Source organism: Maridesulfovibrio zosterae DSM 11974 (genome assembly GCF_000425265.1).
In the GTDB taxonomy this organism is placed as follows: Bacteria; Desulfobacterota; Desulfovibrionia; order Desulfovibrionales; family Desulfovibrionaceae; genus Maridesulfovibrio; species Maridesulfovibrio zosterae.
Genome location: NZ_KE384342.1, coordinates 837,533 through 861,319 on the forward strand (window position 1 = coordinate 837,533; position 23,787 = coordinate 861,319).

A 23,787-nucleotide genomic window follows, 5' to 3' on the forward strand; every position below is an offset into this window, starting at 1 on the left:
TCTACCTTTCCCGAAGGCTTTCTGCCTTATACTTCATAAGTGGAGACAGAAAATATGAAATAAGCCTGCGCTTACGAAGAGTAACCTCTGCAGAAGCTCTCATTCCCGGACTTAGTTTAACCTTTTGACCGTTTACCAGAATATAACTCTGCAGCAGTTTAACCCGGCATAGAAAAGTTAAATTTCCATCCTTATCCTGAACAGCATCTTTTGAAACGGATAGTACTTCACCTGGAATAGCCCCGTATTCTGTATAAGGAAAAGCCTCCAGCTTAACTTCAGCATTCTGCCCTTCTTTCACAAATCCGATATCTCTATTTAAGATACTGGCTTCGACCTCAAGGACATCTGAATCTGGAGTCACGACCATAAGTGGTTGAGCTTCTTTAACAACCCCTCCTATAGTATGAACCGAAAGCTGTTGAACCTCTCCTGTCACAGGGGCAGTTAAATGCCTGAGATTCTGCCGCCTTTGTGCTTTTGCCAGACGCTGAAGAATAGTTTCAATAGAATCCTGATTGTCAGCTTTTTTATGGAGTGTATCTCGCCGAAACTCTGACAGAATCTGATTTTTATCATTCTTAAGTTTCTCAATTGTTGACAGACATTCCAATTCTTCCTGTCTGGTAGATTCAAGATCCTGCTCTGCAGAGATCCTCTTTTGTTCCTGAAAAAGCCAATCATGCTCTGAAGCGGATTGTTCTTTATAAAGCTGCTTCATTGCTTCAGTCCGCTTTGTAATAATTTCTAGAACAGACTGTTCCTTTTGTATCTGATGCCTAATATTCACCCGATGGGCCTTATTGGCATTTATTTCACTGTTTATGACAGAGAGCTTGTCTATAATTGATCTTAGTTCATACTCAAAACGGTTGCGATAAAGTTTCTTTAAATTTTCGTTAACCCCTTCAGAAAAAACTAATTCTTCCTGAATTTCTCCACTGTTAGTCCAGCGCTGCAATGCATTTAAAAGAATACTTTCGCAGCGGGCACGGGTTAGTTTCTGATGAAGCTCAGTAAGGTCGGCTTCGTTAAGAGTTGAATCCAGTAGAATTAAAAGATCTCCTTTATTCACATGCTGCCCTTCCTTGACAGCAATTTCTTTAATAACGCCAATCTCTGAGGCCTGAATGACTTTAGCCTTACCACTTGAAATTATTTTTCCTGCAGCAGTTGCCACAACATCAATCTTGCTTAAACTTGACCATACAATAGTAACGACAACAAAAAGAATAATGGTCTTCATAATCATTCTGCCAGTAGGAGAAGGAGGTGTTTCTACGACCTCTAAAGCTCCCGGCAGAAAATCTGTATCCCGGCGGGGCGAAGTTTCAACAACTCGATTAGCCCATTTTTCAATTTTACAATAAGCCCTCAACGGTAGGTGTAAGAGTTTTCCTTTATGCAGCCTGTTCATCTTCCGCTCCTACATCTCTATTTTGATAATCCCACAGTTTCTTATAATACCCGCTCATAGCAAGTAGGTCCTTATGCGTCCCCTGCTCTACAATATGCCCCTTATCCATAACAATAATTCTATCGCAAAGTCGGATTGTAGATAGACGATGAGCAATTATGACAACTGTTCTATTTCTACAAATTGCCTTCATGTTATTCTGAATAATATGCTCAGATTCGTAATCAAGTGCGCTGGTTGCTTCGTCAAGAATCAAAATTCTTGGATTAGTCATCAAAGCCCTTGCAATGGCTATCCGCTGACGCTGTCCACCTGAAAGAGTTGATCCCTGCTCACCAACCATTGTGGAATAGCCTTCTGCCAGTTCAAGGATAAAATCATGAGCTCCAGCTAAATGAGCGGCATGGATAATACGATTCATATCTGTACCGGGATCTGACAATGCAATATTATCTCTTATAGTACGATTGAAAAGTTTACTTTCCTGCAGAACAACTCCCACTTGACGCCTAAGCCATGAGACATCCACTAAATTCAGATCAACTCCATCCACAAGCACTCTTCCTTTTTCAGGAGGATAAAATCTCTGAAGCAGACTTGTAAGTGTACTTTTTCCAGAACCAGAACGCCCGACAATACCGATGGACTCACCCCGGGCAACACTGAGATTAATATTCTCCAGAATAAATGGTCCATCTGGACGATACCTAAAACTTACATTCTCAAAAGTGATATCACCTTGAATCGCAGGCGGATTACTATTTGCAGAAGCTCTTGCTTCAACGGGGCTGTTCAATATATCCCCTAACCTTTCAAGCGAAACACCTGCCTGCTGCAAGTCCTGCCAGACTTTTGCAAGACGCAGAATCGGCCCACTGACACGCTGGGCAAACATATTAAACGCAACCAGCTGCCCTATAGTCAGATCACCTGAAATAACAGCTCGCGCACCAAACCAAAGAACCATCACAGTAGTAAGTTTATTTAAAAACTGAGTTGTCTGTACTGCAAAATTTCCAAGATTATCAGATCTGAATGCAGAACGGACATATGCTGAAATAGTATCTTCCCACCGTCTTTGAAAATGTGGTTCAACTGCCATAGCTTTAACAGTATGGATATCTGAAACTGTCTCGACTAAAAAAGCCTGATTTTCAGCTCCACGTTGAAACTTATCCTCAAGGAATTTACGTAGAATAGGTGTGATGCAAAATGACAGAATTATGTAGAATGGGATAACGCCTGCTACAGCTCCTGTAAGCATGGGAGAATAGCAAAACATCGCTATGAAAAAGACCACAGTGAAGCATAAATCCACAACCAATGTCATGGTAGAACCGGTCAGGAATCTACGTAAATTTTCTAGCTCCCTGACTCTGGCTATGGAATCACCGACCCTGCGGGCATTAAAGTATGCGATCGGCAGCTTTACCATGTGGTTAAAAAGTTTTGCGCCAAGCATCACATCAACCCGGTACGCAGTATGAGAAAACAACCAGGTCCTAAGCCCGCCAAGTATTACTTCAAAAACAGAGACAACAAGTAACCCTAAGGCGAGAACATCCAGTGTAGTCAGTCCCTTATGAACCAAAACTTTATCAACAATAACCTGAAAGAATAAAGGTGTTACCAGTGCGAAAATCTGAAGAAAAAAAGATGCAAGAAGCACTTCACCGAATAATTTTTTATATTTCAATATCGAGGGGATAAACCAGCTGATATTAAACTTCCTTAAACTTTCAGGCAGAATACTTTGCTGGGCGATAAGGATAATCTTGCCACCCCATATCTCCTCCAACTCTTCATAAGTTATAAGTTCCGCACCTGATTTTTCTGGATCTCTGATGAGAATCTTTTTGTCATTGAGTCGTCCTAAAACTCTCCACTTATCATCCTTGCCTAAAAACATAGCGGGTGTAGGGAGTCCTGAAAGCTCATCAAGACTTTTATTCACCGCTTTAGATTTAAGCTTAAGAGATTTGGCCGCGCGAAGAATCTCAATAGTATCCATACACTTACCACGTGAAGGATGTTCATGTCGGACAGCTTCAACGGAAATAGGGATATTATGAAACCGTGCAATGAAGACAAGGCATTCAACCCCTGAATCAAAATCAACCTTTTCAGTCGTATTTTCCATTAGCTTCGCATCACTTTGTGAGAAATTATAGAATAAGGTATAATATACAATCCAAAAAAGGTCCGAAGGATTAACCTTCGGACCTAATACTTACAGCTTACGCCGGTGCTGTGATATCAACGGCAATACTTGCCATCTGATCAGCTGAATATGCGGCATTTAAGGCTTCAAAATAGAAAGTTTCTACACTTTGCGAAGAATACCAGTTTTGAAACTGCATGATGTCCTTATTACCGTTAGCAGCAATAAGCAGATCATTTCCATTTTTATAGATTCCAACGCTTGTGAAATCTTTGATATAAGCAGTGTCATTGCCACCATTGTCATTTTCGATAACCACATCAGTCTGGTTTCCTGTCTGGAAAACATAAATATCATCACCAGATTCACCGACAAGAAAGTCAGTTCCGGCACCACCGTACAAGGCATCATTTCCAGCACCACCCCAAAGAGTATCAGTTCCGGCACCTGCAAGAAGACTATCATCGCCATCAAGACCATACAGACTATCGCTATTTGCGCTGCCTGCAATAGTATCATTAAATGCTGAACCTATAACCTGCTCAATTCCGCTTAAAGTATCACCTTCAGCATCACCACCGGAGCCAGCACCATTGCCAAGGTTAACAAGAATAGCGGCTGAAGAAGCTGAATAATCCGCTGAATCCGTACCTTCGCCGCCAATAAGCTGGTCAGCTCCGGAACCGCCAGCGAAAACATCATTACCATCGCCGCCGTCTAAAACATCATTTCCGCTGCCACCCATAAGCTGATCATTACCGGCTCCGCCAGAGATTGAATCATCTCCGCCATTACCGAGAATAATATTATTTTCGGCATTTCCAGTTATTGTATCAGCATCAATACTGCCAACAACTTGTTCAACGCTGGTAGTATTGACCATGTCGAATACTCCGCTGATAACAACTGCATCTGATCCAGCGCCACCATCGATGAGAGTATCATTATTATCTGCAACGAACAGGTCATTTCCAGCTCCGCCTGACAGTTCATCGGCACCGGCACCACCATAAATTGTATCGTTGCCTAGTCCCCCGGAAAGTGTATCATCACCAGCATTACCGTGGATATAATTATTTTCAGCATTGCCTATAATTGTATCTGCTGAACTTGAACCATATACTTTTTCAACATTGACAGTATTAGCCATGTCAAAGGTTCCGGAGACATAAGCACTATCAGTTCCGGCACCACCGTCGACAAGAGTGTCTTCATTGCCTGCTAAAATTATATCATCGTCATCGCCTGCTGAAATAGAGTCTGCTCCAGCTCCGCCATAAAGAGTGTCACTGCCAGCTCCACCAAAAATAGAATCAACCCCGGCTCCGCCAGAGATACTATCATTACCGGTTCCACCATACAACGTGTCCGCCCCATCTCCACCGTCTATTGTGTCATCTCCTCCAGCACCGGAGATAATATCATCGCCGCCAAAACCCCAGAGATCATTACTATCTTCATTCCCATTAAACGTATCATTACCATTACCACCAGCAATGTTTTCGATACTGATCATAGTCAGCCCCGAAGCATCGCCCTCAACGATTACAGAGTCATTCCCTGTGCCACCATCGATAACAGTATCACTTGAATCAACAATTAAGATATCATCACCGCTACCGCCGTAAAGCTTATCCGCACCAGTTCCACCAATGAGAACATCGTCGCCATTACCGCCGTACAGAGTATCATTACCGGTTTTCCCATTAACATAATCATTGCCATTACCGGCTTTGATTATATCATTTTTAGACCGTTTAGGTCCCTTGTACGGAGAGGCACTTATACTTGTGAATCCAGTATTGGTCTGATGGCCATCCGGAACGGAATCAACATTGATAAAGGTATAGCCTGTTGCATCACCTTCTATATAGCGCCCGACACTGCTTTTATCCTCTATTTCATGGCTCAAGGCATTATAGCCGCTAGAATTTAAGTGTTCAGTGATAAGAAGTGTCTTTGCATAGTCTACGTAACCAGCAGGATTATTGACGTTTCCATCAGTTCCATGCCCGACTAATGCGACATCAGCGAGGGTACTGGAATAAATTCCTCCAGCAGCGCTGGCAGCACTCCCGATTTCATTCGCCTTGTCATAAGGATTTACAGCCACAATAAGTTCTCCTGTTTAAATATTAAAAAAATAGATAAAACAATATCGGATGATGTATCATAATCATTATTATCGTGTAAACGAATAATTATACTTATAACAAATAAATATAACATAACACATATATAAAGGCGTAAAAAAACTCTACAAATAAAAACTTGTAGAGATAATCTAGTTACTTTTATTAATATAATTTAAAAAGAAATGCGTATCAGTAGCCACATATAGTTACAGGAAAATCACATTGCTGTATTGAATACATCTTGCAAGATAGCTAACAGGCTGGGAATTATACAGAAAAAAAATAGCCTCAAAAGTAAATCAAAGCTAACTATAAAAACCATAATATAAAAAAAAGTGAATTTACATATAAAATATCAGAAGACTCTCATACAATTACTATTGTACACCAAATGGACAAGGTCCATTTTTACTTTTCTTTCTTTTCATCACCTTCAGTAGTAGCAAACTCTTCACCAACTTCAGAGTCTATAGAACTACCTATAATATTACCATCTACCCTAAACTTATCGTCACCTGCTCCGCCATAAACTTTACTGTTTTTAACATCGCCCAGAATATTAACTTCATCATCACCTTTTCCTGTATCTAAAAAGCTTTCGATCAAATCTTTGGCTATCTGAACATAGTCATCTCCCTTACCGGTATTGATATAACTTTGCTTAACTGAACCGGTAAATATTACAGAGTCATACCCTGTTCCAGTAGTTAATCTGCTGCTCAAAAAAGATCTTGCTTTAAATGTGTTATTTCCATCTCCCATATCAATTTTACTCAAAAAAACATCACCATCAACAGTAATGGAATCATTACCATCACCGGTATTAATAACACCACTTACATTAGATGCTCTTACAACATCATTGCCTTCTCCGGTATTTAAGTTCGTAAGTAGAGACCGGACTTCAATAACATCATTACCATCACCGGTATTAACTTTACCTCCAACTATCCCGCCTGAAGCAGTTAGAGAGTCATCACCAGCACCGGTATCTATGTTGGAATAGCTGTTAGCACCACCATTAAGATCAACAACATCGTCTCCTTCACCGGTCGTAATAGTTGAGTCTTGCACGCCCTGTATATCAATTGTATCGTTACCATCACCTGTGGAGATGACAGAATCATGAACATACCCAGAAGCACTGATGGTATCATTACCGGCCCCGGAATCGACATTCACTTTAGCGTAGATATTTGTACTGGCAATGGCGATGTTGTCATCTCCGTCTCCACCTTCAACAGATGTATCTTTACTGTTAGAATATCCACGTCCCATAGATTCTACACCGGAATAAGACTCATTAGCCACGACTACAAACGTATCATCTCCGGCTCCGCCAGCTAGATGACTCCCGCTTTTGCCGATAATGAAGTCATCTCCATCTGTTTCATCACCTGTAAAATAATCACTGATATTCAGTGATCCGTCTTCATTTTCATTAATTATAGTATCACGTTGCAACATGAAGTTATATTCCAGCTTCCCATCTGCATCATATACACTAGCCCGAAAACCATAGGCAACCATATCTGATCCACCTTCACCATTTTTAACGAGTGCTTTCGTATGCTGCATAATTTGCTCAACAACAATATTTCTACCGGAGTCTGTCTTAGCGCTGGCAATAGTTTTAAACTCAGCATCATCAGTAATAAATGAAGTAAGTTCATATTTGCCATCATTTTTTTCGGCAAAGTCTAATCTATGTTTGGATAATGACTTTGCATCATTCGAAATACTGAGTTCATCACCCTTATCTGATTTCAAATACTCTTCAATTCCTTCGGCCTTATTGGAATCGACCTTCGCAACATTCTCACTTTTTTTACTAGTAATATCAGTATTTTGACTTGCAATAATATTATTTGTGCTTGAAATAGGTAATGACATACGCCGCTCCAACAAGTGTTAAAATATATTTTAATTAATTTTAAATTCAGCTACTTAAAAATTATTCTTATTTAAACAAGCTATACATTATATCGTCAATACCTATTATATCTTTAGGCATAATTACTCATAAAATATTTTCATCCGTATATAGCAGCAGTCTATAGCTAATACTCTATACAGCCTTTATTCTACCATATAACAAGAAAGAAACCTGAATGAGAGCAATTAAACCCCAAAGCCATAGACTTTGAGGTTTAATTGTATATCTATGCGGCTGGAGTTATATCGACTGCAAAGCTTGCAATCTGGTCTGCGGTGTAAGTGGCATTAACGGCTTCAAAATAAAAATTTTCAACGGAGTGCGATGAATACCAATTTTGAAACTGCATAATGTCCTGATTACTGTTTCCTGCGATTAAAAGATCATTGCCGTTCTTATAAATGCCGACCTCAGTAAAATCTCTTATATAAGCCAAGTCATTTCCACTGTTATCGTTTTCAATGACAACATCCATCTGGTTGCCTTTTTGAAATACATAAATATCATCGCCAGCTTCACCCAAAAGATAATCTGTCCCTGCACCTCCATACAAAGCGTCATTACCAGCCCCGCCCAGCAAAGTATCAACACCACTGCCTGCAATCAGATTGTCATTTCCATCACGTCCATCCAGAAGATTGTCTCCATCACTGCCTGATATAGTGTCATTGAACATCGATCCATTAACATTCTCAAAATTAATCAGAGCATCTCCTTCCGCATCTCCGCCCATACCACCGTTAAGCCCCAGATTTACTAGAACAGCTTCTGAAGAAGTACTGTAGTCTACCCAGTCTATTCCAGCTCCGCCGTTCATATTATCAGCACCGGCTCCGCCGCAGACAGTATCGTTACCGGAGCCACCGAAAATAGTATCTGCACCGGCATCACCTTGAAGCAAGTCATCTCCGTCAAGTCCGGAAATAGTGTCATTGCCAGCTTTTCCGTAAATACTATTATTGTCAGCGTTGCCCATAATCGAATCCGCTTCATCGTCTCCAATTACATACTCAACGTTAACAGTATTAGTCATATTAAATGTTCCATTAACAAATACAGTATCATTACCTGCGCCACCATCTACAAGGACATCATTATCATCAGCATATAATTGATCATCACCATCACCCCCAGACAGGCTATCAAGGCCAGATCCTCCTATCAGAGTATCATTGGCAGCCCCGCCTTGAAGAGTATCATTACCCAGTCCGCCAGAAAGCTGACTTTTGGAATCATTTGACACTAAATTATTATCGCCGTTATCCCCCATAAACTGGAATTCTTCGATACTGATTGTCTGAGTATCTCCAATACTGCTGTTAAAAACGGCTATATCATAACCTTCTCCGCCATCTATAACCGTATCGGAAGTATCAGCAATTAATATATCATCGCCTATCCCACCATAAAGCTTATCTGCTCCCGTTCCCCCATCAACAATATCATTTCCAATTCCACCATATAAAATATCATTTTCTGAGCCCCCTTCCAGAACATCATCTCCAGACTCACCGTACAGCTCATCTTCACCGGTTTTGCCTTTTACATAGTCATTACCACTGCCTGCATAAATAATATCTTTAAATGAACGGTATGGACCTTTAAATACCTTATTCCCAATTTCAACAAAATTACCACTCTCACTGGATTGGTAAGGGTCTTGAGCATCACTGATCCATGAATATCCTACCGAATCACCTTCAATCAGCTCATTCCTACCCTCTACAGTTGATACAACTTTATGTGACTTTGCAGGGTCATAACCATCTGCATCAACATGCTCAGTTACTCTATAGCCATCATAGAGCCCCTCTCTATAAACCCAATCATTGGTAATTCCACGTCCAAGGATGGAAATATCTTCAAGTGTATTACTATACATTCTTGAAGTCGTACTGTTCAACGTCTCACTCTTAATCTCCTCAATCGATTTAGTTTGATCACTCATAATACATCTCCATTTAAATATGTTAAAATAAATATTAGCTAACTTATTTAATATTAATAAACCTGTCTATATGTTTTCAAAACATATATAGTAATAAATATATTCACACGACTCTTCAGGATGTCTTCGATATATCCGCACCGGACTGTAAGTAACGTTGCTATGAACATTTCGTGGAAGCATATTTTTTGTATATTTTCGTGTGGGCGGTTTAAATCTGTTTTACTTAAAGGCAAATATGAGTATAACTTATATAACATTGCCAAGATTTATAACCGAAGCAGGCTGGTACAGCCTATGGGGTAATTATGAAACTTCTGATTTGCGGAGCAGGCAGGACCGCTCAAGAACTGCTCAGGCAGCTTGATGATGATTGGGAGGTCACTCTTATAGACAAGTCGCTGGAAAAACTTGAGACAAGCGCAACCATTTCTACCAAAATCAAAAATATCCATGCGGAAGATGCTACCAGCATGGTCGTTATGGAAGATGTGGATGTAGGCAGTTTTGAATATGTAATCGCTATGACCGGAAATGATCGTAATAACAAGATTATAGCTGAAATGGCCTGCAAAGCAGGAGTCCTGTATGTTTCAGCTTTCATAAATGACTCCGAAACAGCAGCTTCGCTCAGAAAAAATGGAATAAATATTGTTCAACTTGAAAAAATTGCGGCCAATCAATTGTATCACTATCTTCAAGACCCCAGGATGCGAGTTACACCTCTAAACCTCGGTCCGGCTAATATTATTGAGATAAATGCTTCCGAACACCTTACTGTCATCGGCAAGAGAGCGGGTTATCTGCGGCGCAATGGAGTACAGCTGGTGGCCATATTCAGAGACGAAACTCTTTTTTTTCCAAAGCAGGACTCTCTGATCAGATCAGACGACAGGCTGATTATTATAGGTGATACTTTAATTTTCCAGACAGTTTGCAGCCTTCTTGAATGTAGAAATCCTCACTTCCCATTGGCATATGGCCCGGGTTTACTGGTCGTTCTCAATGAAAATGAAGAAATCAAGGACGTTAGGCTTGAAGTGAATGAAGGGCTGTATATTGCGCAACACACACAGATCAGAAATGTAACCCTCTTAAACGCAAAACCAAAAGAAGAATATACTAAGCTACTAAACAACGGATCAACAAATCTTTCCATTGAAGAAATGTCCATGTCTGGAACTATTCCTGAGATGATACGTGCAAGCTGCCGGGAGAGTAACTACGGACTTATTGTGACTGCTCCTTTTGAAGAAGGATTACTGAAGGCTTTTGGAAGGCCGTCGTATGTAAGGCTTGCCCATGAGATAGACAGACCTGTCCTTATTGCTAAGGGATCTGATCCTTATGAACACTTCCTTGTGCCGTTCAATGGGTCGGCTATGTCTGAGCTGGCTGTTGAAGTTGCGGTTGATATTATGCATCAGATGGGAGGCGAAATCTCTATCGCAGTTGTTGAAGAAGCTGAATTCATTACCGGAGATGATACAGGAGAGTGGAAGGACAGAGTTCTAGCCAGAATCAATGAGCTGGGGCATATCTATAAGACCAAATTCAAAGTAATCATCAAAAAGGGAAATCCTGTACGAGAAATTGCAACTCTGAGCGCCGACCATGATCTAATGATTATCGGAAGTACAAATCGTGATAGAGGCCTGCTAACCCCTAATATCGGTGAAAATATTGCGGCATCTTCCATATGTTCGGTGCTGCTGATGGCATTTTAATTATGATTGTAAATCAGGATTACGCTCTTCTCATAATAAGTCTTTCTGCTGCCCTGCTGCCGGGATTGAGCCGGCGCGTGGGACTTCCTTCACCTGTTGCTGAAATCCTTTTCGGAGTATTAATCGGAAAGAGCTTTTTGAATCTTGAGATACAAGGTGAATGGTTCCCTTTTCTTGCGGAGCTAGGGTTTATGGTACTTATGTTTCAGGCCGGAATGGAGATCGATTTTAAGCTGCTGAAGGGACAGGGTAAAAAATCCATTACTTTTCATACCGCACTTTTCGGGCTGACTATCATTTCTGCGTGGTTCTGTACTCTTTTTCTGGATGCGAATACATTCATGATACTGGTTTTATCGACGACCTCGTTAGGACTCGTTATGCCCATATTAAAAGAATCAGGAATACAAAGCTCTAATTTCGGGCAGACAGTGCTAATTGCAGCAACATTTGCTGATTTCTTAACGCTGCTTGGAATCACCTTCTATGTATTATGGAAAGTTAACGGTATCGGACTGCATCTCCTCACTCCGCTTCTACTTTTCTTAGGCTTTGCAGTAATTCTCTGGCTAGCCAGACTCTGGGCATGGTGGAACCCTGAAAAGACTGAAAAACTTCTTTTAACCGAAACTCTTCAGGAACAGGGGGTAAGAGTTTCTCTGGCACTGCTGTTTCTTTTTATCTGCCTTTCCGAAGCGGCTCATCTTGAGCCTGTACTCGGAGCATTTATGGGAGGCTGCATTCTTTCATTTGTGATGAGAAAAAAAGATAATCTGGAATCAAAAATTTCAGTAATCGGTTTCGGATTTCTCATACCCATGTTTTTCATCCATGTGGGCATGGGCTTTGATGTAAATAATATTCTATCGTTGGACAGCCTTATTTTTACCCTTGAACTTTTCATAGCCTCTGTTCTGGTTAAATTTCTACCCTGCCTGATTTTTCCCCTATGGGGTATGAAGCTGTCCGATGGATTAAAAGCTGGCGCACTGCTCTCCTCCAGGCTGAGCCTTATCATTGCCGCAGCAGCAGTTGGACTCAAGGAAGGATTCATCAGTGAACAGGCAAAGGACAGTATCGTTCTGCTGGCTCTTATTACCTGTATGATCGGCCCACTCACTTTCCGTTTTTTATCGACTAGGTTTAGTAGAAGGAAGGGAATCTTCGATCCTGAGAACCAACTATAGGCTATAATTAAAATTAATAATCTAAATTTTTTATTCCAATAAGAAAAACTGTTTCAAGCTTAATATTGCCCCATAAACAACATTTTATATCTGTTATATTTCAAGAAACTTGTTCAAATAACCTTTGTTACCTTAAACGAGCTTATCTCGCCTGAACGGATTATTTTTTATAGAAAATAGCAATTCACTTACTTCTTGAGAAAGAGTTTTTTTATCAAGGTAAGCTAGTCCAAAGTCGGCTATAGGCAAACCTCCATCAACTTTAATTTCTTGGAAAACACCTCTTTCAAGTTCATCCTCAACTGTGAACCTTACTAAAATTGCCCCACCAGTATCCTGCATAACAAACTGCTTAATGACGTCAGCAGTAATATTATCCATGGCAACGTTAGGAATTATATCATGATATTCAAAATACTCATCAATCAGGTAAAGATTACGTTCAGGAAGAATCAGTGGAATAGAAGAAATTTCATGCGGCTGAATTCTTTTTTTACGAACATGTTTAGAATCTTTCAAAACAACCAAAAGCATCTCGTCTGAAAATAAAGGAATCTTTTTTATTTGCGGATGTGCATTTAAGCTTGCAGTAACAATAAAGTCTAATTCACTTGTCTGCAATTTTTTAGTTAGCTGAGGAGTATAATCTAAAACGATTTTCACATTAAGCTTTGGATGCATTTTCTTTATTAGTGCAACCAAATTTGGAAGAATATATTTTCCAAGAATATAGTGTGCGCCTATAACTAATTCACCTTTGTGAGAATTTATAATCTTCTCTATATGCAACTCCAATACTTCTGCTTCATTAAAAACCTTTTTAGCCTGAGCATAAATTTCTTCTGCATCAGGAGTCAGCTTAATATTATTACCTTCACGAACCAGCATCCGAATACCAATCCAGCGTTCCAGTTTTTTAATTTGCATCGTAACGGCTGAGGGAGTCACAAATAGCGCTTCAGCGGCTTTTGATACACTTTTAAATTTGGCTGCAAGATAAAAACAACGCAACTGATTAAGATTTATACGCATTATTTTCCCATAAATTACTATATTATTATTGCTTATAAACTTTCAACTTTCATATTAAATACAATCTTTTTTTCACAATTATATCCAAAAGATATATCTCTCAGGTTCACAAAAAAGATTGTTACAAATTCCACAATCAAAGAAGCGGATTAAGTTTAATTTAAAACTAATTCATTTTAATTACCTTGTACACCCCCGTCAAAGTAGGCATTAATCCTTTTATTCACAATGTGCCATAAATTTATAAGCACCGATAGAAACTTACTTTAAACTATACGGAGGAATCATATGAGTACTGCCTCACCACCGAGCGAAACACCATTATCACAAAAAATAGGCTGGATTCTATCCTTTGTGATACCGGCTCTTATACTTGTAACAGTTCATGGAGACGGATTAACCCGTGAAATGGTAATATTTATGGCGATTACATCCTGGGCTGTAATCTGCTGGGCGACAGAAATTCTACCTGCGCCTATGGTAGGTATAATCCTTCCGACTTTATATTTTGCCACTAAAGTTGCGCCGCCTCAAGTTGCCCTTGGGAAAGCATTCACAACTGTAATTCCATGGGCGATTATCGGTGCTCTGCTTATCGGTCTTATGGCGTACAAAACAGGTCTTGCAAAACGTCTTGTCTTAAAATGTATGGTCTTAACCGGTTCTTCATATTATGGGCTGTTCTTCGCTCTGTTTATAAGCGGTATGCTTTTAACCATACTCGTCCCTTCCGGAACAGCAAAGAGTACAATTATGCTAGCTCTCGGAGTTGGTGCTTGTGATGCTTTGAACTTAAAGAAAGGGTCACGAGAATCAACAGCCGTCTTGTTTGCTGCTTTCCTATCAGTATGCGCTCCTCGTTTCGGGCTTCTTACAGGCTCGCTTGAGAATCTGGCCGTAACCAGACTTATGTCATCCGTCACCGGTGTCTCAATAAGCTATGCTGATTATGCTATCCAGAACTTCATTCCTGCGACTATTTATTGCGCTCTTTCAATGTGCCTGCTTCTGTTTATGGTTAAAGGAAAAGGCAAACTAAAAAAGGAATTATTACTTGCGCAATATGAAGAAATGGGGCCGATCTCCCAGGGTGAGTGGATATCCGCATTTATAGCTGTTAGTGCTGTAGTTCTTGCTGCAACTCAAAAATTACACGGCATTCCGATTTTATACCTATTCATGGCATTTGGAATTCCTGCTTTTATTCCCAAATACAGAATCCTGGATCAAAAAGACTTCAACACTCTTGCATTTCCAATGCTTTTCTTCATTACGGGATCTTTATCAATCGGGTTCGTTGCAGGACATATAGGTATAGGTAAATGGTTGTGTTCACTCCTGCTTCCGGTAGCTCAATCCATGGAAAGTGTTTTCGGACTTTCTACACTTGCCTATTCTTTCGGTGCTATTTTTAACTTCATTCTTACCCCGTTGTCTGCTCAGGCTCTTATGACGGTTCCTCTTTCGGAACTGGCTGTATCTCTGCATGTGCAGCCTTATCCTATTGTCTATAGTTTCCTTTATGGAACGGATCAGTACATCTTTGCATACGAATTCGCTTTGCTCCTTTTCTTCTGTTCCACAGGTCATCTGCGTCTTCGTTATGCCATGAAAGTTTTAGCCTTCAGAATGCTTGCCTTCCCAATATTTCTGGGAACTATCGCAGTACCGTACTGGACACTGATCGGAATCGTTTAATAAAAATACAATAAACTATAACATATATTTATTTAATTAATCAGGAGGTTTAAAATGATCCAAGAAATCAACACTGAAGAGTATGATGCTCTCGATGCTTCAGGCCCTATGCTGGTAGAATTCTACTCTAAAAGCTGCGGCCCATGCAAAATGCTGGCATTCGTGCTCAAAGACATCGACAAGATGAAACCGGAATTTAAAATCTACACAATTGATTACGACGAAAATCAGGAACTCAAAGAACGCCTTGGAGTTAAGGGATTTCCCTCCATGCTGTTCATGAAGGACGGCAAAGAAGTCAGTCGTTTAGCCGGACTTAAGCAGAAGCCGGTAATAGTAAAAGAAATTGAAGCAATCGCATAAATTGGAGAAATTATTATGAGCAATCGAATTACTTACACCTGTGAAGACCATTTGATTACCCAGCAGACAACAGCTGAGGAAGCATTTCTGGCAGATTTTGAAAAGAGTGAATACACTCTGGATAATCCGCTCGTAGTTAAAAATCCTTACCTGATTAACCCATTGTGCGCTCTTGTAATGTTTACAACACCAAAGGACGCCACTCCAACCGTGACAGTTCACGGCAAACGTATACAGCGTGAAGATCTCAGCCATACTTTCGCTTCCGGCACTGTGCACAAGCTGCCAATTCTCGGTCTTTACGAAGACTTTGACAACAAAGTCGAAATAAAACTTTGCGACGGTTCCAGTACTACACTTACTATCAAGACCGAAAAACTTCCCGCAAGAGTTAGCCGTTGTAGGCAGATTTCTACTTCCATAGATTACCTCAAAGACGATCTTATGTTTCTGAGTACTGCAGGTAAAAACAGCCCTGCAGCATATGACTACAAAGGCAACATCCGTTGGATGCTGACCGTTAACACTATGTTTGATTTGAAACGGGCTGCAAACGGCAACCTGCTCACAGGCTCCCCGCGTTTCTGCCATATGCCATATAATGCAACAGGTCTCGTCGAGATCGATATGATGGGTAAAATTTACAAAGAATATCGCATTCCCGGTAACTATCACCATGATCAGCTGGAAATGGAAGACGGAAATCTTTTGATTTTAACTCAGGATCTACATTCCGAAACAGTGGAAGATCAATGCGTACTTGTAGACCGCAAAACCGGTGAAATCCTTAAAACATGGGATTTTAAAGACGTACTGCCACAGGACGTTGCAGGCTCCGGCTCTCAGGATGCTCATGACTGGTTCCATAACAATGCTGTCTGGTATGACAAAAAAACTAACAGTTTGACTTTATCTGGACGTCATCAGGATGCCGTCATCAACATTGATTATGATTCAGGAAAACTCAATTGGATTGTTGGTGATCCTGAAGGCTGGCCTCAGGAAATGGTTGATAAGTACTTCTTTACCCCAGTTGGTGATGTAGAAAACTTTGACTGGCAGTATGAGCAGCACGCTTGTCTCATAACTCCTTCCGGTGATGTAATGTGCTTTGACAACGGCCAGTATCGTGCCAAATCTTCTGAAAATTATATCAAAAACGCTGAAAATTTTTCTCGCGGCGTTCGCTATCGCATTGATACCGATAAGATGGAAATAGAACAGGTATGGCAGTACGGTAAAGAACGTGGACCTGAATTCTTTTCCCCGTATATTTGTAATGTAGAATACTACAATGAAGGTCACTACATGATCCATTCAGGCGGAATCGGTTATGAAAACGGACTGCCTTCAGATTCATTACCGGCTTTTCTTGATAAAAAAGACCCAAATGTTGAATTGCGTTCCGTTACTGTAGAAGAGAAAAATGGTGTTGTCCTTTACGAAATGGAAACCGAAGGCAATTTCTACCGTGCTGAAAAACTGCCTCTGTACCACGATGGTGACAACGTTACCTTCGGCCCCGGACAGCTTCTCGGTAAACTGGATGTTACTCCAACATTTGATACTGATCCTGAAGTAGAAGAAATCGATGATCTGCCCAATTCTTGGCACAATATCATTATCGAAGAAGATGAAGACCGTTTTGTTTTTCATGGCAAATTTGAACGTGGCACTCTGGCAATGCTCTGCCTTGAAGGCTCTGAATCTAATTGCAACTACTTCATCAATACTGCAGCTACTCGTCATCTTGCAATGTGCTCCGGTACTTTCTTAGAAGACGACGACCGCGATGTGAAATTGAATGTAAGTAAAGAAGGGCTAAAAGGACGCTATACCTTAAAGCTCATCATCAACGATAAGAAATACCATCTGGGTGTTTCCATCTACGCAGGCTAGTTAACGTCCCAACACATCCGCAGCAGATATCATTCTGCTGCGGTTTTTTTATTCAAATTTATAAGGAGTAATCATGAAAATTTATGATGTTCTTATTATCGGTGCCGGTCCCGCCGGAATGACTGCAGCAATATATGCAATCCGTGCCAACATGTCTGTTCTTATGATTGATAGACTGTCTCCCGGCGGTCAGATGATCAACACCAATGAGATAGAAAACTATACTGGTTCCGGCGTCGTCAATGGTGCTGAACTTAGCATGCAGATGTTTGAACATACTCAGAATCTGGGCGTGGAATTTGATTACAAAACAGTTTTGGACATTGTCGATAACGGCGAGACTAAAACAGTTATCTGCGAAGAAGACGACGCACGTTTTGAGACAAAAACTGTCATCCTCGCAACAGGAACTGTTCCCAGAAGACTCAACGTACCGGGAGAAGACAACTTTGCAGGCACCGGAGTCAGCTGGTGTGCCATCTGCGACGGTGCACAGTATCGCGATAAAGATGTTGTCGTAATCGGCGGCGGAAACTCCGCAGTAGAAGAGTCTATTTATCTCGCAGGCATTACTTCTTCACTAACCATTGTCACCATGTTTGACCTGACTGCTGATCCTAAAGCTTGTGACCAGCTTCGCGCTATGGAAAACGTCACCATCTATCCTTATCAGGACATTATCGAATTCACAGGTGACGGAGCTCTGGATGGAGTTAAATTCAAATCAACTAAAGAAGATGCAACAGAACGCCACGTGAAGTGCGACGGTGTATTTGAGTATATAGGTCTGATGCCTACCTCTGATAGTTTTAAGCATTTGGGAATTCTTAACGATTTCGGTTTCATCGATGTTGATGACGAAATGCGCACCTCAGTGAAAGGCATTTACGGTGCAGGCGACATCACAAGCAAAAAACTACGCCAAATTATTACCGCCTGCTCTGATGGTGCTATCGCCGCCAACAGTGCCGCTAAATATGTCGAAAGTTTAAAAGGATAATCCTACTAAACCCAAAATGGAGTATATGATGAAGTGGATGAAGGTTCAGCTGCTTATCGCGCTGATGATACTATGTTGTGGTGTAACTGTTTATGCTGAAGAAAATTACCCGGTCGCATGGGGGCCAGCAAGTACTACGTTTGGACCATGCGGTTTGTCCATGCCAACAGGAAAACTTGCTGTTGGTGGCAATATCTTTTTTGGGGACAGTAATGGTTTATGGAAACATAGTAAGCGCATCAATGGTAATACTAAAGCTACAAAGCTGAATGAAGTTTTCAAACTTCGTTATGGTATATGGGATGGCCTGGATGCCCGTATTGCAATACCTGTATATAATGTTCATATGGAAAAGACCAATACTTCGAATCATGATTTGTATGGTGTTGGCGATATGAGCCTTCTCCTGCATCAACGTCTCTTGAATCAGAAAGCTGGAGACCCGTTTTCCCTGGCAATTGACTTTGGCCCCATTTTACCTACAGGAACAGTAAGTGAACATTCATCAAATGTAGCTGGTAACTCTGCATGGGGTGTTATGGGCGGAATCGGCGCCACATATTTTCTCTATGCAAACCGTTTTGATACTGAAGTAAACTATGCTACTTTTTCAGAGGGTGGTCACGACTACCAGAAAGGGGACAGGTTTCGCTGGAATCTGGCTTACGCTTATGCTCTTAATGAGAACTGGGACATAGGACTCGAATCAAGTATGGAAATTTATGCTGAATCTGAGCAAAACGGATTAATGCTGAAAGACTCATCATTGGAGTGGTATGCTGGGCCTAAAGTTGCCTATAAATATAAACCGTGGGGAACTTTTGCAGGGCTTACATTCAAAGCTCCAGTCGAACGCTGGTATCAGGGAACAAAAGCCTGTTCCGATGATTACAGAGTTGAATTCAAGTTAATTAAAACTTTTGATCTGGCGGCTCTCTTCAAGTAACCTGAAATTTTGCATCAATAATCTAGAGAAAGCCGGTTCGTATGGATCGGCTTTCTCTATTGGGGATAAGATCATAACTATACAGCAATAATTATCATACGCTCTAAAAGTTACTGCTACCCTTCATTTACTAACACTGTTTTCACAGCGCATAGAAGCCACTTGCCAGACAACGAATTATATAGCTGCTACAGACTCTAATGAATTTGCTGTTACTGGTTCTAATTCTTTCTGTGGTTCAAGATCCTTTTGAATGTATGAGATAAAATCATTTTGAATGTACGAAATAAGATCCTTTAATGCAGAAGAAAGTTTTGATGCCTTTGGGGTCACAAGAGTCAGTTCCGAGTATCCAAGGTCTGGCAATGATGACAGTGAATGTACCGGAAGGTTTCCAATCACTGATTCAGGTAACCCTACAAGACCAACCTTACTCAAAACGCCTGCCTCTACTGTGGCGATGTCAGGACTTGAAAAGACTGCTTTCCATGGGATTTTTTCCCGGTCCAGAGCCTGAATAATCTGTTCTCTGTAAGCACAACCTTCTGGGAATAGGATAAGCGGAACAACACCATTATTATGGAAGACAATGTCTGGTGATCCAACCCATTTCAACCTCTCCTTTCTTAATGGATCACCCACACGATTATTGGGTGGTTGCCGAATAAGAGCTATATCGATCATGCGAGACTTCATATTGCTCAATAGCTGTGTTGAGTCTCCACTAGACATATCCAAAGTAATTTTAGGAAAATGGATAGAAAAGTGTGTAAGTAACCGAGAAATATAGCTCGGAGCAATATCGTTGACAATTCCTAAACGTATTGAAGTCAATTTTCCTGTAACAATCGTCTTTTTTACAACAGTATCATGCAAGCTTAATAATTCATTTCCTGATAAAGATAACTCCTTCCCTGCTTTTGTAACGCCCAGCAGTCTACCCTGCTTCCTAGATAAAAGCTTCACTCCCAGAGAAGATTCCAGTTTGCTTAATTGCCTGCTGACTGCAGATTGAGTCAAACACAACTTTTGACTGGCACGGGCAAAACCTTCACATTCAACGATAGTTAGAAAAGTACGCAATAAGCCAATATTTAGATCAGTTCTCATTAGATAAATCTCCGCTTGCGAGAAATAGTCTTCCGCATTCTACTAAACATTATAATGACTAGGTTTAAAAGCGTTATCATTTCAAATATCAAAAGTAAAAGCACAAGTTTTCTTATCTTAAATCATAAAACCTAAATACGACAACTATTTAGTAAACCTATAACAATAGGCTGAACTATTTAATTGCTCCTCTGCGTATCGACTCAATTTCGAAATATCCTCAATTTATGTCAAAACGATAAGTATAACTATTTTTAGCCAATACATACATTCAATATTCCAAATTTGTTGTGCAAGTGCAAAAAAAGTAATTTTGCAACGGCAATTAAATTATGTAGATAAATATCCAACAAAAATACCACTTCTAATTATCAATAAAGTGAATTTTAAACTGATTCCATTTATAGAGATGTAAATACATGACGAAAATTAATATGACCTACTTTTGGATAATGACAAGTATTGTTTTCAGTATACTTTGGAGCTCGGCTTTTATCGCAGGAAAAATTGCAATCAGGAATTGTCCTCCACTACTGTTGCTTGGCATCCGCTTTTTTATTGCAGGAATAATACTACTTATTATCGCAAAAATACTCGGTTATGAAGATCTTTTTTGTATCAGGAACATATATAAAATAACACTGCTCGGAATATTAAATAACGTACTGTATCTGGGATTGGTATTTATAGGACTTAAAAATGTATCGGCCTCAGTCGTAGTCGTATTGGTATCTTTAACTCCAATAATCACCACGATGTTCTCTGTTTTATTTTTAATAGAGAAAATAACCCCGCTAGCTGTAGTTGGACTAATACTAGGACTTGTCGGGACAGCCATCATAGCAGTGTATGACAGCAATGTTTACTTTGACATGAATGGTTTAATTCTAATTCTACTTGGAGTCTCTGCCTTTTCTTTAGGAACAATTTTATTCAATAAATTAGAGCTAAATAATTATCCATTATTGTACCTTGTTGCATACCAATCAATAATCGGATCTGTTCCATTATTTATAATGTCATATTTCATTGAGGACTTTTCACTGCTTCATTTAAATGCACAACTTATCTTCAGCATATCATATCTTGTTTTTGTTGTATCAATAGGTGCGACAATATTATGGTTCCATATTTTAAGAAAACTAGACCCATCACTAGCATCATCTGTTCATTACCTGAATCCAATATTTGGATCTATTCTGGCAGTTATATTTCTTGGCGAAAAAATTCATCACTACTTCATATTAGGATTGATGATGATACTAACCGGTATATTTCTTATACAAACTAATAGGAGGCATAATGCAAACAACAATTAACACGAAGTCAATGATCTGCACTAAAGAAGTTCTTAACAATGTTAATGATGAATTAACAATCGCTTTAACAGACTATTCGTATTCCCCAAAGAGCTCTGACTGGAAAAAGGACTGGGTGCACTCTGTAGCGGCCCCTGCTTTTAAGGAATTCAAAAATAAAAATTATGATATTAATTCATTTTGCACAATTGGAACGGGGGCTGGTCTCGATGCAATCGCAGCCATTGAGATACTTACTCCGTCAGAAGTAACTATCACCGACATACATAACGAAGTAGTTTCTACGGCACTTAGCAATATTAAATTAAATTTGAAGGATAATACAGATGTAAAAATCACCGGATATACTGGTGATTTAATGAGTCCATTCACAGAATCAGATTTAAAATTTGATCTTATATACGAAAATCTTCCAAATATTCCTGCAACAGATACGGATTTTATATTCACCAGCCAGAATAGTTCAAGTTTTATCAAAGAAAGACAGGGTATCCCTTTCATTGCAAAGCAACTTTTATTGGAGTCACATTACTCTTTGCTGATTTCAGCCCGTAAACATTTAACTAAAAATGGAAAAATCTTATGCTCCATTGGAGGTAGATGTTCACTTGCAGGTATTTGCGCAATGTTCATCCGGGCAAATTATTGGCCTAAGATATTAACTTACAACTGGAAAATCCAATCTGAACCCGATGAAGTTATTGGAGGCTATTCAGCCAGCCAGAAAGCTGGTTATGGCCCATTTTATTTTTATCCGGTCGAGGCGCTGGAAAAGACATTCTCTTCTGTACAAAGATCTGATGAGCATGCTCAAGCATATCAACTGGAGAATTGTTTGAGCAAATATGCAATTACCCCGCATGAAGCCATGAAAAGAAGTAACGCAGGGCAGGAAATAGGTCATACTGTCGTGGTTATTGAGGCTAGTCCAATTTAATAGGAGATTCGAAATGTTCAGTCTAAACAGTGCCATAGGCAATACGCCACTTATTGAATTAAAGAATTTAACCGGTATCAGCAATATACGAATTTATGCAAAACTTGAATTCCTTAATCCTGGTGGAAGTGTAAAGGATAGAATGGTCTCTTACATTTTAAATGAGTATGAAAAATCTGGCAAATTACAACGAGGCGGAGTGATTGTCGAAAACACATCGGGTAATACAGGAGCGGCCTTGGCTATGCTTGCAGTTCCCAAAGGGTATCGTGTTATCCTTACAATGCCGGACAAAGTCAGCCGAGAAAAACAGGAAACATTGAAAGCATTAGGTGCTGAAGTCATTGTATGTCCTACATCTGCTTCTCCAGGTTCACCGGAACATTATGTTCAAAAAGCCAGGGATATTGCCAGTACAACAGACAATGCAGTAATGTTAAATCAATATGATAACAGATTAAATGTAGAAGCACACTATAATAGTACAGGTCCTGAGATATGGAATACATTGAGAGGTAATATTGATTATTTTGTTGCAGCCGGTAGTACAGGAGGAACGATTTCTGGGGTTGGTAAATTTTTAAAGGAAATGGACCCTAAGATTAAAGTTGTTATGCCTGATCCTATTGGCTCAATATATTATGAATATTTCAATACAGGAACTTATTCGCAAGAATCTATTTCTACATATCAGGTTGAAGGCATTGGAGAAGATCATATTGCAAAATGCATGGATTTTTCTATAGTCGATTCAATGATGCAGTTCACAGATGATATGGCTTTTTCTGCTACACGGCTGCTTGCTAGAAAAGAAGGAATCTTCGCGGGAGGAAGTTCAGGAGCTAATATTTGGGGATGTCTGGAGTTGATGAATTCATTAGAGCATCCCGCGAATATCGTCACTATTTTGCCCGATAGCGGTGTGAAATATTTATCAAAAATATTCAGTTAAAAAACTTGCTAATTTTAAAC

Annotated in this window: 17 protein-coding genes; 10 read left to right on the forward strand and 7 right to left on the reverse strand. The window is 40.0% G+C overall.

The genetic code is table 11. The features are described from left to right. Position 1: 1 nt before the first annotated feature. From H589_RS19935 to H589_RS20520, 5 genes are all read right to left on the reverse strand, one after another. Complete coding sequence (locus H589_RS19935) at positions 2-1,417, reverse strand: HlyD family type I secretion periplasmic adaptor subunit (protein ID WP_051249770.1); 1,416 nt, start codon at positions 1,415-1,417, stop codon at positions 2-4. Next, positions 1,401-3,557, reverse strand: a complete 2,157-nt coding sequence (locus tag H589_RS0115495; RefSeq protein WP_027722867.1) for a type I secretion system permease/ATPase — start codon at positions 3,555-3,557, stop codon at positions 1,401-1,403. The genes H589_RS19935 and H589_RS0115495 overlap by 17 nt, the downstream gene beginning before the upstream one ends. Positions 3,558-3,654: 97 nt before the next feature. Next, positions 3,655-5,691: a calcium-binding protein gene (locus H589_RS0115500; protein ID WP_027722868.1), complete on the reverse strand. Its 2,037-nt coding sequence runs from the start codon at positions 5,689-5,691 to the stop codon at positions 3,655-3,657. Positions 5,692-6,121: 430 nt separating this feature from the next. After that, a complete protein-coding gene (locus H589_RS0115505; protein ID WP_027722869.1) occupies positions 6,122-7,606 on the reverse strand; it encodes a calcium-binding protein in 1,485 nt (494 codons plus the stop codon). A gap of 269 nt (positions 7,607-7,875) precedes the next feature. Next, positions 7,876-9,597 carry a calcium-binding protein gene (locus H589_RS20520; protein ID WP_051249771.1) on the reverse strand — a complete coding sequence of 574 codons (1,722 nt, stop codon included), beginning with the start codon at positions 9,595-9,597 and terminating at the stop codon, positions 7,876-7,878. 308 nt (positions 9,598-9,905) lie between these two features. On the opposite strand from H589_RS20520, the gene H589_RS0115515 reads away from it, so the two are divergent. Then, positions 9,906-11,324 (forward strand): NAD-binding protein, encoded by a 1,419-nt coding sequence (locus tag H589_RS0115515; RefSeq protein ID WP_027722870.1) that lies wholly within the window; start codon positions 9,906-9,908, stop codon positions 11,322-11,324. Further along, positions 11,297-12,511, forward strand: a complete 1,215-nt coding sequence (locus H589_RS0115520; RefSeq protein WP_245577168.1) for a cation:proton antiporter — start codon at positions 11,297-11,299, stop codon at positions 12,509-12,511. The genes H589_RS0115515 and H589_RS0115520 overlap by 28 nt, the downstream gene beginning before the upstream one ends. 132 nt (positions 12,512-12,643) lie before the next feature. Here the strand turns inward: H589_RS0115520 and H589_RS0115525 are convergent, their stop codons facing one another. Continuing rightward, a complete protein-coding gene (locus H589_RS0115525) occupies positions 12,644-13,543 on the reverse strand; it encodes a LysR family transcriptional regulator (RefSeq protein ID WP_027722872.1) in 900 nt (299 codons plus the stop codon). Positions 13,544-13,831: 288 nt separating this feature from the next. Here H589_RS0115525 and H589_RS0115530 point away from each other — a divergent pair, with 288 nt between their 5' ends. The 5 genes from H589_RS0115530 (at position 13,832) to H589_RS0115550 (ending at position 19,449) form a co-directional block, all read left to right on the forward strand. Next, positions 13,832-15,241, forward strand: coding sequence for an SLC13 family permease (locus H589_RS0115530; RefSeq protein WP_027722873.1), 1,410 nt, complete (start codon positions 13,832-13,834; stop codon positions 15,239-15,241). 54 nt (positions 15,242-15,295) lie between these two features. Then, a complete protein-coding gene (locus H589_RS0115535) occupies positions 15,296-15,604 on the forward strand; it encodes a thioredoxin family protein (RefSeq protein ID WP_027722874.1) in 309 nt (102 codons plus the stop codon). A gap of 15 nt (positions 15,605-15,619) precedes the next feature. Continuing rightward, entirely contained in the window at positions 15,620-17,503 is a 1,884-nt protein-coding gene (locus H589_RS0115540) for an aryl-sulfate sulfotransferase (RefSeq protein ID WP_027722875.1), read from the forward strand. Positions 17,504-17,576: 73 nt separating this feature from the next. Continuing rightward, on the forward strand, positions 17,577-18,503 hold the full coding sequence (locus H589_RS0115545) for an NAD(P)/FAD-dependent oxidoreductase (protein WP_027722876.1): 927 nt from the start codon (positions 17,577-17,579) through the stop codon (positions 18,501-18,503). Positions 18,504-18,531: 28 nt separating this feature from the next. Continuing rightward, entirely contained in the window at positions 18,532-19,449 is a 918-nt protein-coding gene (locus H589_RS0115550) for a transporter (RefSeq protein WP_027722877.1), read from the forward strand. A gap of 177 nt (positions 19,450-19,626) precedes the next feature. Here H589_RS0115550 and H589_RS0115555 read toward each other — a convergent pair whose 3' ends face one another. Further along, the gene (locus H589_RS0115555; protein ID WP_027722878.1) at positions 19,627-20,559 is read right to left on the reverse strand and encodes a LysR family transcriptional regulator; all 933 of its coding nucleotides are present in this window, start codon (positions 20,557-20,559) and stop codon (positions 19,627-19,629) included. 419 nt (positions 20,560-20,978) lie between these two features. On the opposite strand from H589_RS0115555, the gene H589_RS0115560 reads away from it, so the two are divergent. Genes H589_RS0115560 through H589_RS0115570 form a run of 3 tightly spaced genes read left to right on the forward strand, consistent with a single transcriptional unit; the run spans position 20,979 to position 23,767 of the window. Beyond that, positions 20,979-21,878, forward strand: coding sequence for a DMT family transporter (locus tag H589_RS0115560; protein WP_027722879.1), 900 nt, complete (start codon positions 20,979-20,981; stop codon positions 21,876-21,878). Continuing rightward, positions 21,862-22,815: a class I SAM-dependent methyltransferase gene (locus H589_RS19945; RefSeq protein ID WP_051249772.1), complete on the forward strand. Its 954-nt coding sequence runs from the start codon at positions 21,862-21,864 to the stop codon at positions 22,813-22,815. Before H589_RS0115560 ends, H589_RS19945 begins: the two co-directional genes overlap by 17 nt. A gap of 13 nt (positions 22,816-22,828) precedes the next feature. Then, positions 22,829-23,767 carry a PLP-dependent cysteine synthase family protein gene (locus H589_RS0115570; RefSeq protein ID WP_027722880.1) on the forward strand — a complete coding sequence of 313 codons (939 nt, stop codon included), beginning with the start codon at positions 22,829-22,831 and terminating at the stop codon, positions 23,765-23,767. The last annotated feature ends 20 nt before the right edge of the window (positions 23,768-23,787 follow it).